At 55.9% G+C, this 17,489-nt stretch carries 21 protein-coding genes and 1 pseudogene; 12 read left to right on the forward strand and 10 right to left on the reverse strand.

Features of this window, described 5'->3' with window-relative positions:
• Positions 1–372: 372 nt before the first annotated feature.
• Positions 373–747 (reverse strand): hypothetical protein, encoded by a 375-nt coding sequence (locus V7787_RS21835; protein ID WP_336089536.1) that lies wholly within the window; start codon positions 745–747, stop codon positions 373–375.
• 351 nt (positions 748–1,098) lie between these two features.
• On the opposite strand from V7787_RS21835, the gene V7787_RS21840 reads away from it, so the two are divergent.
• The 3 genes from V7787_RS21840 to V7787_RS21850 all read left to right on the forward strand — a co-directional run bounded on the left by V7787_RS21840 (position 1,099) and on the right by V7787_RS21850 (position 3,962).
• Positions 1,099–2,337, forward strand: coding sequence for an RES family NAD+ phosphorylase (locus V7787_RS21840; protein WP_336089537.1), 1,239 nt, complete (start codon positions 1,099–1,101; stop codon positions 2,335–2,337).
• Between the two features lie 113 nt (positions 2,338–2,450).
• Positions 2,451–3,029, forward strand: a complete 579-nt coding sequence (locus V7787_RS21845; RefSeq protein ID WP_336089538.1) for a DUF6037 family protein — start codon at positions 2,451–2,453, stop codon at positions 3,027–3,029.
• Positions 3,030–3,152: 123 nt separating this feature from the next.
• Entirely contained in the window at positions 3,153–3,962 is an 810-nt protein-coding gene (locus V7787_RS21850) for a hypothetical protein (protein WP_336089539.1), read from the forward strand.
• A gap of 105 nt (positions 3,963–4,067) precedes the next feature.
• Here the strand turns inward: V7787_RS21850 and V7787_RS21855 are convergent, their stop codons facing one another.
• Positions 4,068–5,030, reverse strand: a complete 963-nt coding sequence (locus tag V7787_RS21855; protein ID WP_336089540.1) for a tyrosine-type recombinase/integrase — start codon at positions 5,028–5,030, stop codon at positions 4,068–4,070.
• Between the two features lie 183 nt (positions 5,031–5,213).
• Here V7787_RS21855 and V7787_RS21860 point away from each other — a divergent pair, with 183 nt between their 5' ends.
• From V7787_RS21860 to V7787_RS21885, 6 genes are all read left to right on the forward strand, one after another.
• Positions 5,214–6,230: a DNA-binding protein gene (locus tag V7787_RS21860; RefSeq protein ID WP_336089541.1), complete on the forward strand. Its 1,017-nt coding sequence runs from the start codon at positions 5,214–5,216 to the stop codon at positions 6,228–6,230.
• A gap of 312 nt (positions 6,231–6,542) precedes the next feature.
• The gene (locus tag V7787_RS21865) at positions 6,543–6,950 is read left to right on the forward strand and encodes a hypothetical protein (protein ID WP_336089542.1); all 408 of its coding nucleotides are present in this window, start codon (positions 6,543–6,545) and stop codon (positions 6,948–6,950) included.
• Between the two features lie 89 nt (positions 6,951–7,039).
• Positions 7,040–9,124: a hybrid sensor histidine kinase/response regulator gene (locus tag V7787_RS21870; RefSeq protein ID WP_336089543.1), complete on the forward strand. Its 2,085-nt coding sequence runs from the start codon at positions 7,040–7,042 to the stop codon at positions 9,122–9,124.
• A 154-nt stretch (positions 9,125–9,278) separates the two neighbouring features.
• Positions 9,279–9,437: a hypothetical protein gene (locus tag V7787_RS21875; RefSeq protein WP_336089544.1), complete on the forward strand. Its 159-nt coding sequence runs from the start codon at positions 9,279–9,281 to the stop codon at positions 9,435–9,437.
• A gap of 17 nt (positions 9,438–9,454) precedes the next feature.
• Positions 9,455–9,679 carry a DUF2188 domain-containing protein gene (locus tag V7787_RS21880; protein WP_336089545.1) on the forward strand — a complete coding sequence of 75 codons (225 nt, stop codon included), beginning with the start codon at positions 9,455–9,457 and terminating at the stop codon, positions 9,677–9,679.
• On the forward strand, positions 9,676–10,122 hold the full coding sequence (locus V7787_RS21885) for a DNA methylase (RefSeq protein ID WP_336089546.1): 447 nt from the start codon (positions 9,676–9,678) through the stop codon (positions 10,120–10,122). The genes V7787_RS21880 and V7787_RS21885 overlap by 4 nt, the downstream gene beginning before the upstream one ends.
• Before the next feature lie 40 nt (positions 10,123–10,162).
• On the opposite strand, the pseudogene V7787_RS21890 reads toward V7787_RS21885, so the two are convergent.
• Together V7787_RS21890 and V7787_RS21895 are read right to left on the reverse strand one after the other, a co-directional pair.
• Positions 10,163–10,407 (reverse strand): annotated as a pseudogene (locus V7787_RS21890) (hypothetical protein).
• A 108-nt stretch (positions 10,408–10,515) separates the two neighbouring features.
• Complete coding sequence (locus V7787_RS21895) at positions 10,516–10,896, reverse strand: NUDIX domain-containing protein (RefSeq protein ID WP_336089547.1); 381 nt, start codon at positions 10,894–10,896, stop codon at positions 10,516–10,518.
• A gap of 197 nt (positions 10,897–11,093) precedes the next feature.
• Here V7787_RS21895 and V7787_RS21900 point away from each other — a divergent pair, with 197 nt between their 5' ends.
• Positions 11,094–11,384 carry a hypothetical protein gene (locus V7787_RS21900; protein ID WP_336089548.1) on the forward strand — a complete coding sequence of 97 codons (291 nt, stop codon included), beginning with the start codon at positions 11,094–11,096 and terminating at the stop codon, positions 11,382–11,384.
• Between the two features lie 283 nt (positions 11,385–11,667).
• On the opposite strand, the gene V7787_RS21905 is transcribed toward V7787_RS21900, so the two are convergent.
• Both V7787_RS21905 and V7787_RS21910 read right to left on the reverse strand, forming a co-directional pair.
• Positions 11,668–11,970, reverse strand: a complete 303-nt coding sequence (locus V7787_RS21905; protein WP_336089549.1) for a hypothetical protein — start codon at positions 11,968–11,970, stop codon at positions 11,668–11,670.
• A gap of 122 nt (positions 11,971–12,092) precedes the next feature.
• Positions 12,093–12,551 carry a GFA family protein gene (locus tag V7787_RS21910; RefSeq protein ID WP_336089550.1) on the reverse strand — a complete coding sequence of 153 codons (459 nt, stop codon included), beginning with the start codon at positions 12,549–12,551 and terminating at the stop codon, positions 12,093–12,095.
• Between the two features lie 248 nt (positions 12,552–12,799).
• Here V7787_RS21910 and V7787_RS21915 point away from each other — a divergent pair, with 248 nt between their 5' ends.
• Complete coding sequence (locus tag V7787_RS21915) at positions 12,800–13,072, forward strand: PepSY domain-containing protein (protein WP_336089551.1); 273 nt, start codon at positions 12,800–12,802, stop codon at positions 13,070–13,072.
• A 56-nt stretch (positions 13,073–13,128) separates the two neighbouring features.
• Here V7787_RS21915 and V7787_RS21920 read toward each other — a convergent pair whose 3' ends face one another.
• The 4 genes from V7787_RS21920 to V7787_RS21935 form a co-directional block, all read right to left on the reverse strand.
• Positions 13,129–14,136 (reverse strand): zinc-binding alcohol dehydrogenase family protein, encoded by a 1,008-nt coding sequence (locus V7787_RS21920; RefSeq protein ID WP_336089552.1) that lies wholly within the window; start codon positions 14,134–14,136, stop codon positions 13,129–13,131.
• 145 nt (positions 14,137–14,281) lie between these two features.
• Positions 14,282–14,800 (reverse strand): carboxymuconolactone decarboxylase family protein, encoded by a 519-nt coding sequence (locus tag V7787_RS21925; protein WP_336089553.1) that lies wholly within the window; start codon positions 14,798–14,800, stop codon positions 14,282–14,284.
• A gap of 38 nt (positions 14,801–14,838) precedes the next feature.
• Positions 14,839–15,603: an SDR family oxidoreductase gene (locus V7787_RS21930; RefSeq protein ID WP_336089554.1), complete on the reverse strand. Its 765-nt coding sequence runs from the start codon at positions 15,601–15,603 to the stop codon at positions 14,839–14,841.
• A gap of 22 nt (positions 15,604–15,625) precedes the next feature.
• Entirely contained in the window at positions 15,626–16,423 is a 798-nt protein-coding gene (locus tag V7787_RS21935) for an SDR family NAD(P)-dependent oxidoreductase (RefSeq protein WP_336089555.1), read from the reverse strand.
• Positions 16,424–16,531: 108 nt separating this feature from the next.
• On the opposite strand from V7787_RS21935, the gene V7787_RS21940 reads away from it, so the two are divergent.
• On the forward strand, positions 16,532–17,482 hold the full coding sequence (locus V7787_RS21940; protein WP_336089582.1) for a GlxA family transcriptional regulator: 951 nt from the start codon (positions 16,532–16,534) through the stop codon (positions 17,480–17,482).
• Positions 17,483–17,489 lie beyond the last annotated feature (7 nt).

Genomic DNA, 17,489 nt, shown 5'->3' on the forward strand with positions numbered 1-17,489 from the left:
GACGGTACACCGTGATCTACCAATGCAACCACTGTCATCGCTCAACCTTTGAAACCTTTTGCTCTCAATCTGCCGCTACACGGTGGGCAGCGCCTGGTACATCACCTCAAAGAGGCACGGCGAGCCGTGAAGAGCGCGAAGGCCTCGGATGATGCAAGCAGCTTCAAGCTGCTCGATTGCAAGTAGGTGCAGTTGAAGTGGCTTTAGTGGAGAGGCGCCCGGTATGGTGGAGCGATGGTTACCCGGGCTACAACCGCCACAGCCAACCAATACGCCTTACGCTGACAATCCCCACTAGGTGCGCGATGAACCGATGGGGTCTGCATCAGGGCTAATCATTCTCAGAGGCTGCGCCTTTTCCGAGAGCGGCACTTAGGCTGCTGGAGAGACTAAGCCGAGCTCAGTCAGCGCCCTCAGTCCTTCAGTCTCTACAACCCTGGCGATATCCGAAGGTGCCCATGTGGATATCTCTTTCCTGAGAATTTCGCTCGAGCGAAAAGGCATTGTCGACATCGCATCGAGCATTCCAACTCTCGAGTTTTGATAGCGATCGATGTCGTCTAGCTGCAGAAAATAGCAGTCGGCGTGCTCGGAGAAGATCAGCTTAGCTGATGCACGGAGGCGCAGGTGCTCGCGCAGCAACTCTAGGGCAAAGCCCGAACCCCGTACTGCATCAACAGCGACAATCAGGCGATTCGGGCACAAGGGCAGGTCATGCGGAGCTGCTTCTTTAGGTAGTTCACTCATGACTCATGCTCGCCTCGACCATTCACATTCACCTGATTCATGATTGCCCATGTCCTTTCCATATTTCTCTGTCTACAAAATGAGCAATCTTGTGATCTTTCCCGGCTTGCAGGGTACATGGGATGCCGCTACATCGCCTATCCCCAAAGGGGGCTTAGGGGGACGATGGGAAGACGTGGCGTCTCCGCGCACGGTTGTCCACCTCAAGCCCCCCTCGGCACCATGCCCAAAAGCTGCGGCATCAGCTTCCCCAGGTTTGGTACCGAGCGCTTTTTCGGCGATCATGGCCAGCATCTGAAGAGGCTGGCATCCCGTTGTCGCGACGGGGCATATGGACAAGAGAGGAACCGCGTGGCGTCGAATACTTATGGGGAACAGGTCTGCTACAAGTGTGTTCAGGATGCCTATCTAGCCGGCAAGATCAAGCGTACCGGGAAGCCCGCCGTCTGCCACCTCTGCAGCGGCACTCGAAAATGCATACCGTTGTCCACCGTCGTTTCCCTCGTCGAGGGCATCCTTGATAGCTACGTCATAGAGGGCGAGTATCATCGTAGATGGGCTGATTGGGGCGATAGTCAGGAGGGTGACAGCCTTGACACTTGGGTTAGCGCGATCTTTGGCTGCGACAATGTTGAGCCGATCGTGGAAGCCGTATGTAATGGTCTAGACGGCTACCATATGGACACCAACTACTCCAAGCGAGCTTATAGACTGGATGACATCGGACTCCAGTGGTTCGAGTTCCAGGAGGGGATGAAGCATGGGCAACGATTCTTCAACGATCGCGCCAAGACGTTCTTAGATTGGATTTTCAAAGGTCTGGACAAGTACTCAGCCTCTTCCGACGAACATGCTGTGGTGCGGTTGCTTACACCTCAAGAGTCACCAACCATCTACCGTGCTCGCACCTGTATGACGTCTGAGGAGGTTGGTGGGATCACAGCCAATCCTGCGCGAAATCTAGGGGTTCCTCCGAAAGAGAGAGCCGGAGACGGGAGGATGAACCCAGCTGGCGTTCCGGCATTCTACGGGGCATTTGAACGTAAAACGTGCATCGCTGAATTGCGCCCCCCTGTTGGCGGAACTGTTGTCAGCGGTGAATTCAGGCTGAAGAGGATGGTGAGGGTGCTGGATTTCGGACGCTTCGAGAAGGCAGATCTTGGCCCAGTCCCGAGCTTCTTTGATCCGAAGCATCACGCCAAGACCGGACGCCGGGAGTTCCTTAAGTATCTGCACAATGAGATCACTGTGCCGGTGCTGCCTGGCGCTGAACGTGATTATCTTGTCACCCAGGTGATAGCTGAATACTTGGCAACCTGCTGCAAGCCAAGAATTGATGGAGTGATCTTCAAGTCGGTGCAACAGAGTGCGGGAAGTAACATCGTCCTGTTCTCGCATGTAGCCTGCGCCCCTACGGCTTCCTGGGGACGATTACAGGAGAGCTACGGCATCAAAGGAGTAGAGGAGCCCGGCATCGAATATGTCCGCAACACTTTGGTGTATCACGCGATTCGTGAGGTCAGATACCAGGTGGATGATGAGCCTATGCCGGAAGGGAAGCCGTCCTTCATCTTGGAGACCGATTTCTGACCGGCAACCGTCATCCAGAGGTGAGGACATGTCGAGCGAGAATGCCTGCAACTACTTGTCCATCTCGTCACGCCTCTCCATCATCATGGGCTCTTGATCAAGGAGCTCATCACATGGAAATGACATCACTTAAACTGCTTCACCGCAGCATGATCTCGATCGGCAGTGATATGCAGCAGTTTTTGGTGAAAACAGGAGCAGCGAGTTTCGATTGCCTGTTCTCGACGCGGGACACGCCCTTCGTGCTTACGCTTACCGCCAGAGGGAAGGCCCGGGGCTTCTTCCGTTTCGATGTCCTTGCAGGCTATCGGATTCGAGATTATCTAGGTGATATGTACGGCGATCTCTTAGAGGTTCTCAAGGAGGACGGTGGTAGCGGCCAGCGTCTGATTCCCAAGGAGTTTCTGGCCCAACTGAACGATGCCATTCCCACCCGAGCCACGGAAAGGGCCCATCCCACCCCTTCGGATATCGTGCGCTTGCGACCTGATATCGTCGAGGATAGAGAAAAGCCTTACTTCAATTGCTGGTCATATTGGACGCAAGGTCAGAAACCCAGCGCTGAGAATCAACACAAGACCTTGCTTCTTTTGGGCCCTGATGCCTTACGCCACAGCCTGGAGCGGAGCGCCTCATCACGCTGGAGCGCTACCGACACTGGCGGCTCATGGACTAAAGATATCTCAAAATAACCAGTCGAACTGGTATTCACTGGGCACGTACCTATTGGTGATTGAAAGAATTTCCAATAGGTACCGAGCGCTTTCGCTGGAATCGATAGCCTAGGTGCACTTTCTACAAACAGGTGAACCCGAATGTCCTACACATCCACTGAGGCTGTCGAACACTGCGAAACCCTTCTTCGCGGGATGATGGAAGACCTCCAGGCCAAAAGCATTTGGCCTAATGTCCAGACCATCATCCATAGCATGCTCAAGCGTCGTATCGAGCTGGTTGAGGTGTATGAAGAGGTGTTTACCTCGCTGGCCACAAAGCCACGAGCGCTTTATGTCTTCTGGGATGCTTTCGTCCATGCCGCTGACGGCTGGAATCCTGCGAAGAATCGTGCAGCCCGGCAGGCGCGTGAAGAACTGATAGGAGTCAATGCGCGGATCAGTGAGCTCGCCGATCAACTGGCTACGCTGCTGGAGCGGCGTGATGAGCTTCATAACTACTCAGGCTTCGGCTCCAACACTCATCACCATATCTTGGATATCGTGCACGAAGCGTCGGTGCACAATTACCTCTACGAGAGCTATGTGAAGGAAGACCTGGAGCGCATTCATTACCAGTACGATTTCAAATACTGGCCACCTTTGTGCGATGTGATCAGTGCTATTGGTAGCGATGCAGATGTGGCAGAGGTGACTGCCAACGATCCGGCTACCGAAGCCGCCACAGCGAGCAGGAAGTCGGGCCGCTCAGATTTTGTGAGAGCTTTTCTGGCTCGTATCGATGACAACCGGGTGCGGGAGTGTGGGTTTATACCTAACAGCTTCGCGCTCTCTGACAGCAGCCTGGCGTCGCTTGTGAACTGTGGACTTGATTTGGCTGTGGACGAGCTGGTGGATGCTGATTTCATCAAGCGGTTTCGGCAGCGTCAGCGGCAAGCGAAACAGGCCTGATGGAAGTCCAACCTCATCCGTACAGCATGGGATTTATGAGAAGCGGAGCAGCGCTGGAACGGTCAAGGTATGGGCAGCACTTCACGGTATGGCGAGCTTTACTGCTCATCCCTCCAGCTTCCTGATGAGTCCACCAAACTGCTGAGCCGGCTCCACATAGCGAAGTGCTGATTTCATGTCGCTCCATCCCACGTACTCCATGAGCGTCTTGATGTCCCATCCTGAGCTTGCTGCCCACGTAGCAAACCCGCGTCGGATCGAGTGAGCACTGTAGATCTGGGAGGGTAGGCCACAGCGCTCAAGTGTGTCGCGAAGCAGAGGTATCAGGCTATGGGCTGCAAGCGGTCTCTCGCTGATGTTGCCCCAGCGATCAATACCTCTGAACACACTTCCGCGGGTAAGGCCAGCAGCCTCGATCCAGTTCAGATAAGCCTCGACCGGGCAAAGCTTGCTCAGCGATGGGGTTTTGTACTCGCGCCCGATGTTCTGCCGATCTCCCTTGCTAGACCCCAGGTAAAATCTAATCCCGACGTAGCGCTCAACATGCGTGTTTTCGATCGTTAGCCTGGCAAGTTCATCCCCGCGGAAACCTCTCCAGAACCCGACGGTAAGCAGGGCTGTGTCGCGGCTCGCCCTGAGGAGAGCGGCCATGTTGCCGGTGGCTCTTGCCTGAGCAGCCTCATCCTCAAGATGCGCGACTGCCTTCTCAAGATGTAGCAACGCTAGCGGGGCGGCTTGCTTTTGCTGAACGGGGTGAAGCGCCCTGATGCCTTTGAGCAACTGCCTGACCTTCGGTGCCTTGGTCGGATCTGGGAACCCGTTGCTCTGATGCCAGCTGGCGAGAGCAGCCAGACGCTGCTTAAGGGTACTGAGCGCCAGCTGGTCAGCGTATTCAGCGATGTACCTCACAACTGACTCGGTGGTGGTGGGCAGATAGCCGCCCCATGTCACCTCAAAGTGGGAGAGAGCAGCTGCATAGCTCTTCGAGGTGTTCTCTCGAACGCTCGCCTCCAAGTACTTATCTGCCTTGCTGGCCCGCTCAACCACGTAATCCTCCAATTCCAGCACTCGGTGGCTCTGTTTTGCCGTTTGTATCGGCTTTCGGCTCATTTTACCCACGACCATGGCCTTGACAAGCGATAATCCTCAATTATGTCTTGCGAATAATGAAGGGGTTCAGACCTATAAATTGTGATAATGTGGCACGCAATTACATGAAACGTAAAACAGTACGAAATCGTAGGAGCTGACATGGCTAGAGGCGGCATTAACCTGGCATTGGTGCGCAAGGCGCGAGATGCACTGCTGTCCAGAGGGCAAAACCCTAGCATTGACGCTATACGCATCGAGCTCGGAAATACCGGCTCAAAGACAACAATTCAGCGCTATTTGAAGGAAATTGAGTCGTACGACCCCCGACCATCGGCTTCGCCTTCACGACTAAGTGATGAGCTCACGGAGATGGTGGGCAAGATGCTTGAACGCTTGATGGAGGAGGGGAACGAAGCGTTGGCGCATGAACGAGCCGCATTTGAGCTTGATCGCAAAGCGATGAAAGCTGAGAGCAGTACACTTCAAAACAAGCTTGAGCAATCGCAGTTGGAGATCGCCAAGCTGCAGTCAGCCCTGCAGGCTCAGAACGAAGAATTCAAAATCGTTCAGTCCAGCCTTCAAACTGAGATCACTCGAAACGCTCGGATTAGTCAGAACTGCAGCGACCTTGAGATTCGCGTGCAAGAGAAGGACGCTCAGATCGAATCTCTGGAGGAGAAGCACACGCATGCCAGAGAAGCACTCGAGCACTACCGGATGGCAGTGAAAGAACAGCGCGACCAGGATCTAAACCGTCACGAGACTCAGATCTACCAGATGCAGCAAGAGGTGACCCTTCTCCAGCAGACGCTGATGGTTAAGCAGGAGGAGGCCACCCGAATGATCCGGGACAACGAGCGCTTAATCGCTGAGAACCGCCAGCACGCCAAGGAGACCAACCAACACCGTGATGCGATTGAGCATCTGAGGGGTGACCTGGGCATTGCCAACGCGGCGACTGCGCGAGCAGAAGGTGCCAAAGAGTTGCTCGCACAACAGCTCGAGACCAAGAGCAAAGAGGCTACTGAGGCCCAGCAGGCTGAGACAGCAGCACAGCAAAGGGCAGAGGAACTGAAGGCCCAACTCGCACAGTCTGACGCAGAGCTAGAAGCACTCCGCGCCGCAATTGAAACCAATGATCAGGCAAAAGCCGGTAAGCCCGAAGTCGAGATGTAGCAAAAGAGTACAAATGTACTCCTGCCGTATTTTCAAGCAAACGACTTTATCTGCGCTGCTCCGAAGGGATGATCAACTACGATTTTCTTCCATAGATGAACCGGGCCAGGCAACCGGATGTACCAACCCCGGAGAGACGCGTGTCGAGGAAGAAGCCGGCGCCCTCTGCAATGATGCAGTCATTCCCTTGCATCCCTGCCTGCAGCACCATCGGTTCAGTTTCCGATCTGCGCTGGCGAAGAGGCTTTGCTTACCATGTGAAACTGCTGGCGCTATCATCGATGTACTGATTGCACTCGGATGACTCACCAAATGTTTTACCTGTACGTAGATGGCAGCGATAACGATGCCGTGGAGGCCGAGCTCGTAACTGCGTTCCTTGGTCTCGCCAGCGAGTGGTCTGAACAGGGCGCGTTCCTTGTCAACCAAAAACACGGACGTGACGAGGGCCAATCGGAGAGTGATCTGCCCGGTTGGGACATAGGGCTGAACCTACCCTTGGAAGGCTATGGCATCGGGCAGGCTAACCGCCTGATACGCTTTGCGCAGGAGCTTGCTGTAAGCACAGGCTGTGAGTTCGTATTTGGGGTTTCCAGTGATCACGGGAGTTGCCAGGATCTGGTTTTTCTTGATTCGCACTCTGGGCCGCGCGAGCAAGACATCCTCAACAGTCTGCTCAAGGATCTGAGCAGTTCCCCAGACTGCATAAGCGGTCACTAAGCAAGCTGACACCTAAGCTGGCGACGTGGAATTTGTTCCCCTCGCAGTTTCGCCGCAGCGCTCAATCAGCCGGATGCAAGAGGCAATTTATGGATCGCGAAGGCCCTGGCAACCCAGGCACCTTTGATGCTCTGGCATCACCCAATCAGGAGCAGGTGTTTCCGACGACCGCTTCTGAGCGACTGCAATTGGCGCTCGACGCTGGCGCTATCATCGGCACGTGGGTGTGGGATATTCCAGATAACCGTGTGACCGCTGATGAGCGATTCTCGAGATCTTTCGGTTTGCCGGCGGATAAATGCATGACTGGCATTCCTATCGAAGAAGCGTTCTCCTCCATACACCCTGATGACCGTGATCGAGTCTCTGCTGACATCCAGGAGGCCATGCGTCGTGGTGGCGCTTATCGGTGTGAGTACCGGGTGCGGCAACACAACGGCGACTACAGGTGGGTCGAGGCCAATGGCCGTGCCGAGCTCAATTCGGAAGGCCTTGCTGTGCGCTTTCCTGGAGTGCTCATGGACATCGAGTCACGGCGCACTGCCGAGGCCGAGCGTGACAGAATGTCAGCCTTACTCCGCACTTTTGCCGCGGCAGTACCTGGCGTTGTCTATGCCAAAGACCTGGAAGGAAGACTGCTGGTCGCGAACCATGGAGCCACGCAGCTAATTGGTAAGCCACCTGAGTTTTACCTTGGCAAGACCGACCTGGAAGTTCTGGAAGACAAGGCCCAGGCCCGTCAGATCATGGAAACCGATCAGCGCATCATGCAGAGCGGAAAGGCTGTTCAGATTGAAGAACGCGTCGACATGCCGGATGGCAGCGCCACTTACTGGCTTTCGCTCAAAGCGCCTCTTTGCGACGACTCCGGCCAAGTAATGGGGTTGATCGGCTCGTCTATTGATGTGACCGCGCGAAAAAATGCTGAGTCAGAGCTTTTGGAGCTCAATCGTACGTTGGAAGCACGAATTGAGGAAGCCGTTGCCGAACGGGAAGCTGTGCAAGCAGCGCTCCGCCAATCGCAGAAGATGGAGGCGGTTGGGCAACTGACTGGAGGCATCGCCCACGACTTCAACAACCTGCTGGCTGGGATCACAGGAAGCTTGGATTTGATCAAGCTTCGTATGAAGCAGGGGCGCATTGCTGACGTAGAACGCTACCTGACGGTAGCTCACGGGGCCGCCCAACGAGCGGCATCCCTCACTCACCGACTCTTGGCCTTCTCTCGTCGCCAAACGCTGATGCCTGTTCATACCAATGTGAACAATCTCATCAGCGATATGGAGGAGCTGATTAGTCGAACAGTAGGGCCGACAATCCAGCTCAGAGTAGAGCTGAATGCGACATTGAGTACCTGCCTGGTTGACCCAGCCCAGGTGGAGAATTCACTGCTCAACCTTTGTATCAACGCTCGCGACGCATTGGAACGCGAGGGGTCGATCTCCATTAAGACGTACAACCAAATTCTGGAGCAGGGCTCGGAACTGGATCCTGAGCTGGCGCCTGGAACGTACTTCACAATCTGTGTCGCCGATGACGGAGTCGGCATGAGCACTGAGACGCTTGCACGAGCATTTGAACCTTTCTTCACGACAAAACCTGTCGGAGCGGGCACTGGGCTCGGTCTTTCCATGATCTATGGCTTCGCCAAACAATCGGGAGGCCAGGCTAGGATCGAGTCAGAAGAGGGGTGTGGCGCCCGGGTGTTCCTTCAACTGCCCACCCAGTCGAATGAGGTCGAAGCTGGAGCTCGAGCCGAGCCACTCCCTGAATTGGCAGTGATCTCGTCAGGCGAGACCGTGCTGGTCGTCGATGACGAACCTACAGTCCGTATGTTCGTGAGCGAGGCGCTAGGTAATTGCGGGTACATCGTCATTGAGGCAGCCGATAGCCTTGCTGGCCTTCAATTACTCCGGTCGGATACTCCCATTGATCTACTTGTGACAGATATCGGTCTTCCAGGAGGGATCGACGGGAGGCAAATGGCCGATGCCGGCCGGGGCACCAGGCCTGGTCTTCCGGTCTTGTTCATGACTGGGTACGCGCAGCCGAATGTTTTGGATAACGCCCAGCTGGAGCCCAACACGGCAGTCCTGACTAAACCTTTCGCACTTGAGGCATTGACGATGAGCGTCAATGAGTTGCTCCGCAGGCGCTTGGGTGAGGCTGATTGATACAGTTCATGGTCAAAATGACTCCGGGTGGCAAAGGAGCGTCTCGAAGGCAAGTCTTGCCGCACCAGATTCTGTTTCAGCGTAACGAGCACTCCAAAAGGGAACATGGTCACCGAGATGAACTCTAACCTACATGTCGTTAGGAGGATCCATCATGCAGCCAAAATCCGAAGGACTTGAAGAGCAGGGCCCTAGCGGCGTGCCCTACATCAACGACCCTGAAAAACCTACCTCGCCGCCTTTGAATGACGCCGATGCCACGGACTCAGCGGAGGCCGAGGAAGACATCGAGGACGACGGTGAAGCCATTTAGGCAAGAGGAGAAAGGCAATGGATAGCTACCACCTGAGCCAAACCGCTGATGGCTGGAAACTCAAAAAAGCCGGCGCGGAGAGCGCCTCGAAACTGGACGCGACGAAGCATGAATTGGTGAGCTCGCTGGCCGACTTATTTGATGGCAAAACCGCATCTGTGAAGATTCACAAGGCCGATGGCACCATTGAAGAAGAACGTACCTACCCGCGTTCTGCTGCCCCAAGGCGTTCCAAAGGGTGACACCTATCACCGCTGTTGACCTTGGAATTGAGGTCGGGGATGCGAGCGGTCACGGGTTGTACAAGTGGTTGCTCGCGAGCTTTTTGATCGGGAAGAGGATTCGATCCTCAGTCGCAGTGGAGGCGTATCGGAACCTGGTTGATCGGTACGGCCTGGATACGCCAGAAAAGCTGGCTAGCTGCTCCCATCATGACCTGGTCAGGTATCTGGGTCAGGCGGGCTATGCGCGGTACGACGAATCTACCGCCAGGCGCCTGCACGTTCTTGGGATGAGGCTCTCCGAAGAGCTGCCTCGACAACTTACGATCTTGAGGGCGGGTATTGTGGACGCATCCGCAGTCGAGCAGTGGCTTCTGGGGTTCGAAGGCATAGGCCCAAAGACTGTAGAGATTTTTATGCGGGAGGCCGCTTTCTTGTTCCCCCAGCGGCTACCGAAGCTCTGAAAGCCAGTTCCTGCTAGGTCGGCTCTAAACGACCACGGGGTCAGGAGTTGACCTCAAGCGCTGTGTTCTTTTTCCAGCCCCTCAGGTTCATAAGACAGAGGATTACCTGCAGTACGATCAGGCCCCAGGCCCCTGCGTGCCACCCCACACCGACCACAGGTTGCTGGCTATGAAGCAGCAGAAGCCAAGCTTTCTTCTTCCTGGCCGGCGCGAGCCTATGCACCACGCCGCCAGTACCGTGACAGCCATGGCTCGCCATTCCAAAAGATTGATCCACATCTCCACCGATTGCCCTCCCGCACTACTTTTTGAACAAGCCCGATCCGGTTTCACGGAGCTCGCCAACCAGGTCGCGTTTCGCGCCGAAGGCAAAGATGCTCCCCGGCTATGGGTTCAATCCTCCGAGATCAGTCCAACATTCTTTAGCAACGCAATGTTGGTGGGTTTGACATCGACCTTGAGCATTTCCTGTGGCCAGAACCATTGGCATTCCAAAATTTCACTGGCTGCATGCGGCACCACTGAATCTGGAACTGGCATCTGATACAGGTAGTGCTCTTCCGTCTCGAAAACGTAGTGCTGGACGAATTCCGCGTTCGTGAAGGGCAGGGTGGTTTCCTCCCTGAGCTCTCGCTGGGCTGCCTCAAGGTGATCTTCGCCTGGGTCTATTTTTCCGCCTGGCAGAGACCATTGCGGTGCTTCCTTGCGCACCATCAAGACCTTTCCATCCTGTAGACAAATGACGGTGGAATGGCGTTCTCGGATCTGATTCATCATTTTTCCTCCCATATGAATGGAGGGCCGTTTAAGCCTGCGGAAGTTCATTCGGAGGCCGCTTGTGCTCGTCCTCCCGAGCCACACATCTCGTCATAATCAATAGCCATAATCCGCCCGCCGGGGATTGCGTTACCGCTTCGCTGCGCTATGGTGAGAGCACCCCACAAATAAGACTAAAGTCGTAGGAGGTCGGCATGCGGATTCGCGGTGATGTGTTTTGGAAATGGGCAGATCCAACGCTCCACCACAGGTCTCACGACGAGACACTGGACGACGGCACGACCATGGACATCCAGGTGCGGCTGTCGCGCACTGGCGCTACCCAATTGTTCATCGGTGTGTATGCCGGGACGGGGATGGCACTTCATGAAGAGGCATTTGACTCGCGGCCTGGCGAGTCGATGACCAGGGCATTGGCTTGGGGTGTAGGGCGCGCCAGGTGCCTCGCCACCAATCAAATGCCTGTTGAACGGCGAGTAGCGTAAGAGGCCTACGCAAGCAGTATGGTGGCGGCAACCTACTGGCCGCCTTCTAGATGAGCCCACTCACTGTATGCCCATTTCAATATCTGGGGCAGGCGAGGCAGTTCACGCCTGATTTCGCCCAGAGCATCAGGACTTCGAATCCACTCCGTCAGCCACGCGATCATCATGGGTCGAGTAGTGGGGCAAGTCCCAACCTGCTTTTCAAGCTCGTCGGCTATGTGGTCGAGTAGTTCGAGGTACGCATCCAGCTCGGCAATTTGATTTGCCATGGTGTTCAGCCTCTTCAAGTGCGGACAAGCACTTGCTTCTCCGCTTTTCCCGCTCCCATTTCAGCAAGTGCGCGTCCTCTGCCGACTCCCCATGCCATTGCCCGCGTAGTCGTTTCACCGGGCCGCTTCGCGTAAGCCTCCTCAATTCGGGCCAAACCTGACTGTTCATAGACCCCTAAGAACAGCTGCGTGTCGCCGGTGCGGGAAAGTCTGACCTGGACATCAAGCCGTGCTCCATCTGCCAGTTGCTCTTGGTGAGAATGGTGCTTCAGGGTCGGGTCTGCCCAAGCCCAAAAAACTGCTCCGCGATGTCGCATCCTTGCCTCCTGATTACATCTCCATCAGGACAGCCTAGACCGTTTCGCTTGCGGCACGGGAGCTAATCATTTCAGGACATTCCAAGCCGAAGACCGTCACTACAGTGTGCGGGGTCATCTACTTACTCGAGGTCAGCCGTATCATCCGAGCTGTCGTATCGCAGCCATCCCGCAACCTCTAAGCCTCCGCCTACGCGGTCTTTAGGGTGAGTCCGGCCTTCATAAACAGGCAGCTCGGGGAAGTCAAAGGGGCTCATGCCTTCGACGCAGGCCACGTTGACTCCGTACTGGTCTGGCTTAGAGCGGCGCTGGTGAAAGGTGTAGATGCCACATTTGGAGCAGAAGTAGTGTTTAGCTTCGCGTGTGTTGAACTGATAGAGGGTGAGCGCCTCTTCCCCCTGAGTGACAGTGATGTCACTCAGGTTGGCCGATACCGCCACGGCACCACGCATGCGGCAGAGCGAGCAATTGCACCTACGCGCGGTACGCAAGCCATCGGTCAATCGCAAGGTGAAGCGCACCGCCCCGCAGTGGCAGGCTGCTTGGTGAACAGGGCGATCATCGTTCTTTTCATCAGTCATAGCATTCTCTGATCCAGTCTGAGGAGGCAAAGTGGATTTGGCGAAGAGCCCGGTCTCGGCTAGGTAATTCTAACGAGATAACTGGTTCCTGTCGGTGGCCCAGCAATCAATATCATCCCTCGCTACCTCCTGCGAACTGGGAACTGGGAACGGGTATATGCGGACACAGTGTTGGCCACGACACAAACTGAACGGTGAGATCAGGGTGCTGGTCAGACCGTTAACTGTCACGGAAAAGGACGTTAGCGATGAAAGCGATGACTCGAGTGTTCACTGGCCTCGCCATGGTTGGCGCACTGGCAAGCTCTGCAGCATTGGCTGACCAGCCTGGCGCTGATTGGAAGGTTACCAAAGATCAGGCTGAAGCCACTTTGAAGGGCGCCGGATACACCCAAATCACCAAGATCGAGGCCGATGACGGACATTGGGAAGGGGAAGGCATGAAATCTGACGGCAAGCTGTATGAATTCCAGGTCGACCCACACGATGGCAAGATCATCAAAGACGAATTGGATAACTGATCATCCCTCATGGGGAAAAGCCCGCGCTATCGCGCGGGCTTTTGTTTGAGCCGTGATCAGAAACCTTCCAGGACAATCTTGCCTCGGGCCTTGCCGCTTTCGATCAAGGCGTGGGCACGCTTGAGATTGCCGGCACAAATGCTCCCGAAGTGCTCCCCAACAGTTGTTTTCACAATCCCCTCATCGACCAGCTGCGAAACACGTTCGAGGAGCTGGTGCTGCTTGATCATGTCCTCGGTTTTGTACAACGAGCGGGTGAACATTAGCTCCCAGTGCAGTGACAGCGATTTGCGCTTGAGCGGCATGACATCCAGTTGCGCCGGATCATCGATCAGTGCGAGCTTACCTTGCGGGCGAAGCACCTCCACCAATTGAGGAAGGTAGGTGTCGGTGTGGGTCAGGCTGACCACGTAATCAATCGGGTTCAACTTGAGCTCTTGCAGCTGAAGCGGAATCGACTCAGAGTGATCGATTACATGATGAGCTCCCAGCTCTTTCACCCAAGCTTGAGTCTCAGGCCTTGAGGCCGTGCCTATGACTGTAAGCTGCGTCAGCTTCCTTGCCAGCTGTACCAGGATCGAGCCCACTCCGCCCGCAGCCCCGACCACCAGCAGGCTCTGACCTTTGCCGCCATCTTCTTCTATGGCTAAACGGTCGAACAGCAACTCCCAGGCAGTGATGGACGTGAGGGGCAGGGCGGAGGCACTGGCGTTGTCCACGCTCTTAGGCTTGTGGCCGACGATTCGCTCATCCACCACGTGGAGCTCGCTATAGCTGCCTGGTCGATCAATGGCACCGGCGTAGAACACTTCATCCCCTGGCCTGAACAGGGTTACCTCTGGGCCAGTTTCACGGACGACACCGACAGCATCCCAGCCGAGAACTTGTGGGTGCTCACCACCACGGCTAGCCCGAACTTTGGTATCGACCGGGTTGACGGCAATTGCCCGGACTTCGACAAGCAGGTCACGAGCGCCGATTTTTGGCTCGGGGAGCTCCGCGTCATATAGAGACTGAGCGTCCTGAATAGGTAATCCGGGTTGTGCGTAAACGACAGCCTTCATGGCGCTACCTCTATGAGATTCAAAAGTGGGGATAGGCTATTCGCTTCGATTGACTCTAAAAACAGCCTAAAAGCAGTAAGACTTTCTCGCTTGCAATGAAAATAGCGAGAGGCGCTGATGACTAGACCAAGCGCCCCACAGTCCATCACTTACCGGCAGGTGGGAAGTCGATATCCGTCATCGCCACGTTGTTGAGGTAGTTGGTTAGCGTCAGCAGGGAAACCTGAGCAATCACATCGACGATTTTCGCGTCATCCAGCCCTGCTTCCCGTGCAGCTGCTAGCTGGGCATCGCTGACCTGTCCTCGACTAATTGTCACCGCCCTGGCGAATGCAGCAACGCCATCGAGCGTGCCTGCCCGTGCCGCCAGCAGCGCATCGGCATCCAGCCCTACTTTGCCCCCAAAAAAGCTGTGCGCAGCGATGCAGTAGTCACATCCATTTACTTCAGATGCAGCCAGCGCCGCCACTTCACGCTCGGCGGGGCTGAGGCTGTTCTTGTTCAGCGCTTGGGACAACGCGAGGTATCCGCCCAATGCTGCAGGCGAGTGGGCGAGGGTGGCGAACGCACTCGGGATAAAGCCCAAACCTTTCTCTACACCTCGCAGGGCCGCCTGGGCTGCCGCGGGCGCCTGTTCCAAAGGCAAAGCATTGATACGCGTCATGACTGGACTCCTTCAAAAAAATTTGTACCGGTGTCAGGTCAAGCAACCGGGATCGGGTTCTCGACCACGGACTGATTGAACTGGTTGATCAGCTCATGCTCGTTAGCCCCTTGATTCGCACGCAGCGGCAGCACGCGGTCTACCAAGACTTCGGTCGTAGCAGTTTCGAGCTTGGCCAGCGTTTCTTGGATGAAGTCATCCAACGGCATTGCACGGTCGTCACCGCTTTTGTGGATCAAATCGGTATCGACCCATGGCGGTGCGATTTCCAGTACTTTGACGCTCGTGTCACGTAGGGTGAAGCGCTGCGACAGGGAGTAGGAGTGAATAGCTGCCTTGGTCGCCGAATAAAGTGCGGTGGCTGCCAGTGGTAGATAGGCCAGTACCGAGCTGTTATTGATGATGTAGGCGTCCGGCTGGCGCTTGAGATGCTCAACGAAGGCAGCACTGACTCGTACTGGGCCGAGTAGGTTAGTCTCCAGCAGGCTTATCGCCTGGGCATCGTCATAATCACCGGATGCTGGATTGTCGAACGGCATGATGCCGGCGTTGTTGATGATCACATTCAGCGAGGGGTGGCGCTGGATAACCTCCTGGGCCACCCGTGCAATTTGCTGAGGATCGTTGATATCCAGTCTTACCGTGTCGATGCCAGGGTTCGCATGAGCGATCTCGTCCAGCAGTGCCTGCCGGCGGCCTGCTACGATCACCTTATTGCCACGCTGATGAAAGGCTTCGGCAAGGGCACGGCCAATGCCTGAGGTACCACCCGTGATAAAGATGGTGTTGGCGGTCAGTTTCATGATTGGTGTCCTTCGAGGGTAGTCAGTTGGCGCTGTAACGCGGGGCGAGTTGGCTCGTGGAAAGCTGGCCGAACAGGGCTTGTCGGCTGGCTTCGTAACGCTGAAACGCTTGCAGGTCATGTAACGACGGTAGGGAGATCAATACGTCCCGGTCGAAGTCCTGCAAGGCGCCAGTCACCAGATCCTGGGCCGACATCACGATGCCGGGGTCAAGGTGCTCGAGGGGTAAGCCGCCAATCTTCCAGAGGTCGGTTGCAGTGGCGCCCGGCAGTACCGCCTGGATTTTGATGCCCTTGTCCGCAAGTTCTTTATGCAGAGAGTGGGTAAAGGCGGTGACATACGCCTTGCTGGCGCCGTAAACGCCATTGAGCATCTCTGGCGCGAGGCTCACGACGGACGAAATGTTGATGACCGCGCCATGCTGGCGAGCAACGAACCCTGGGATGGCAGCGTAGGTAAGGCGGGTGAGGGCGGTGACGTTGAGATTGATCATCTCAGCCATGCGCTCCACATCGCTATCCAGCAAGCTGGTATGTGTACCAACACCTGCGTTGTTGACCAGCATTGAGATGCTGGCGTCTTCCTGCAGCTTACGCTCCATCTGGCGCAGGCCCTCGGCATCAGCCAAGTCTGCTGCGAATACCTCCACAGCCTGCTGGGTCTCGGTAGTGAGCCGACCGGCTAAGGCGTTGAGTCGCTCACGGTTGCGTGCAACCAGCACCAGGTCGTAGCCGCGACGTGCAAGCTGCTCTGCATAGATCGAACCGATCCCGGTGGAAGCGCCCGTGATGAGCGCGGTGCCTTTGAATTCCTGCGTCATGGTCATGCTCCAGCGGTTAGGTGTGGAGTCATGATGTGGGAACGTTCTCTTGTCTTAAACGACGCTTATGCTACTTTTTTAGGACATCGCATACTGGAGCTTCAAACCATGCACCGGGTCGGCTACCTCATCACTGAAGGTTTCCAGGTCATGTCACTGGCGACACAAGCTGTATTCGAGTTCGCGAATATCGTTGCCGGTGAAACGGCTTACAAGATCCAGAACTTTTCCATTGAGGGCGGTACCGTGCGGTCGTCTCTCGGGATGTATATGGATACGCTTCCCCTGGGGGCTCCAGGCCTGGCCGACACTTGGATGATTACGGGGACATTGACCCCTCTGACACCGCCAAGTGAAGACGTGTTGGCGAGCGTGCGTGGCTTTGTGGATGGAGCGAGACGCACGGCAGGCCTATGCACGGGCTGCTTCGTGCTGGCGCAGGCAGGCGTACTCGATAACCGGAGGGCAACGACGCATTGGGCCTATGCGAATAAGCTTCGTGAGATGCACCCGAGGATTGAAGTCGAGGAAGACCGTATCTTCATCGTGGATGGGCCAATATGGACGTCTGCAGGTATGACTGCCGCTCTGGACATGGCGCTGGCCATGGTCGAGAAGGATCTGGGCACCGAGATGGCTCGGTCGGTGGCGCGTAAGCTGGTCATGCATCAGCGCCGCTCCGGTGGTCAATCACAGCACTCCGAGCTGCTGTCGCTTTCACCAAAGTCTGACCGTATTCAGATGGCTCTGGATTACGCCCGTAAGCACCTTACCCGTCCAATCAGCGTGGACGAACTTGCTGAGGTCGTTCATCTGAGCCCCAGGCAATTCACGCGCGTATTCACCGCCGAGACGGGGCAATCACCGGCGAAGGCCGTGGAAAGCCTGCGCCTCGAAGCTGCCAGATTGATGATTGAGCAGAGTCGGCACAGCCTGGATGTAGTAGCCCGGGAGACAGGCTTCAGAGATCGCCGGCACCTGCGAGAAGTGTTTATCCGCGGATTTGGTGTACCGCCTCAAGCCGTGCGAAGGGATGCACGGCGGGTCGTATCCGCCTGACTGTGAA

The organism is Pseudomonas sp. CGJS7, from assembly GCF_036961695.1.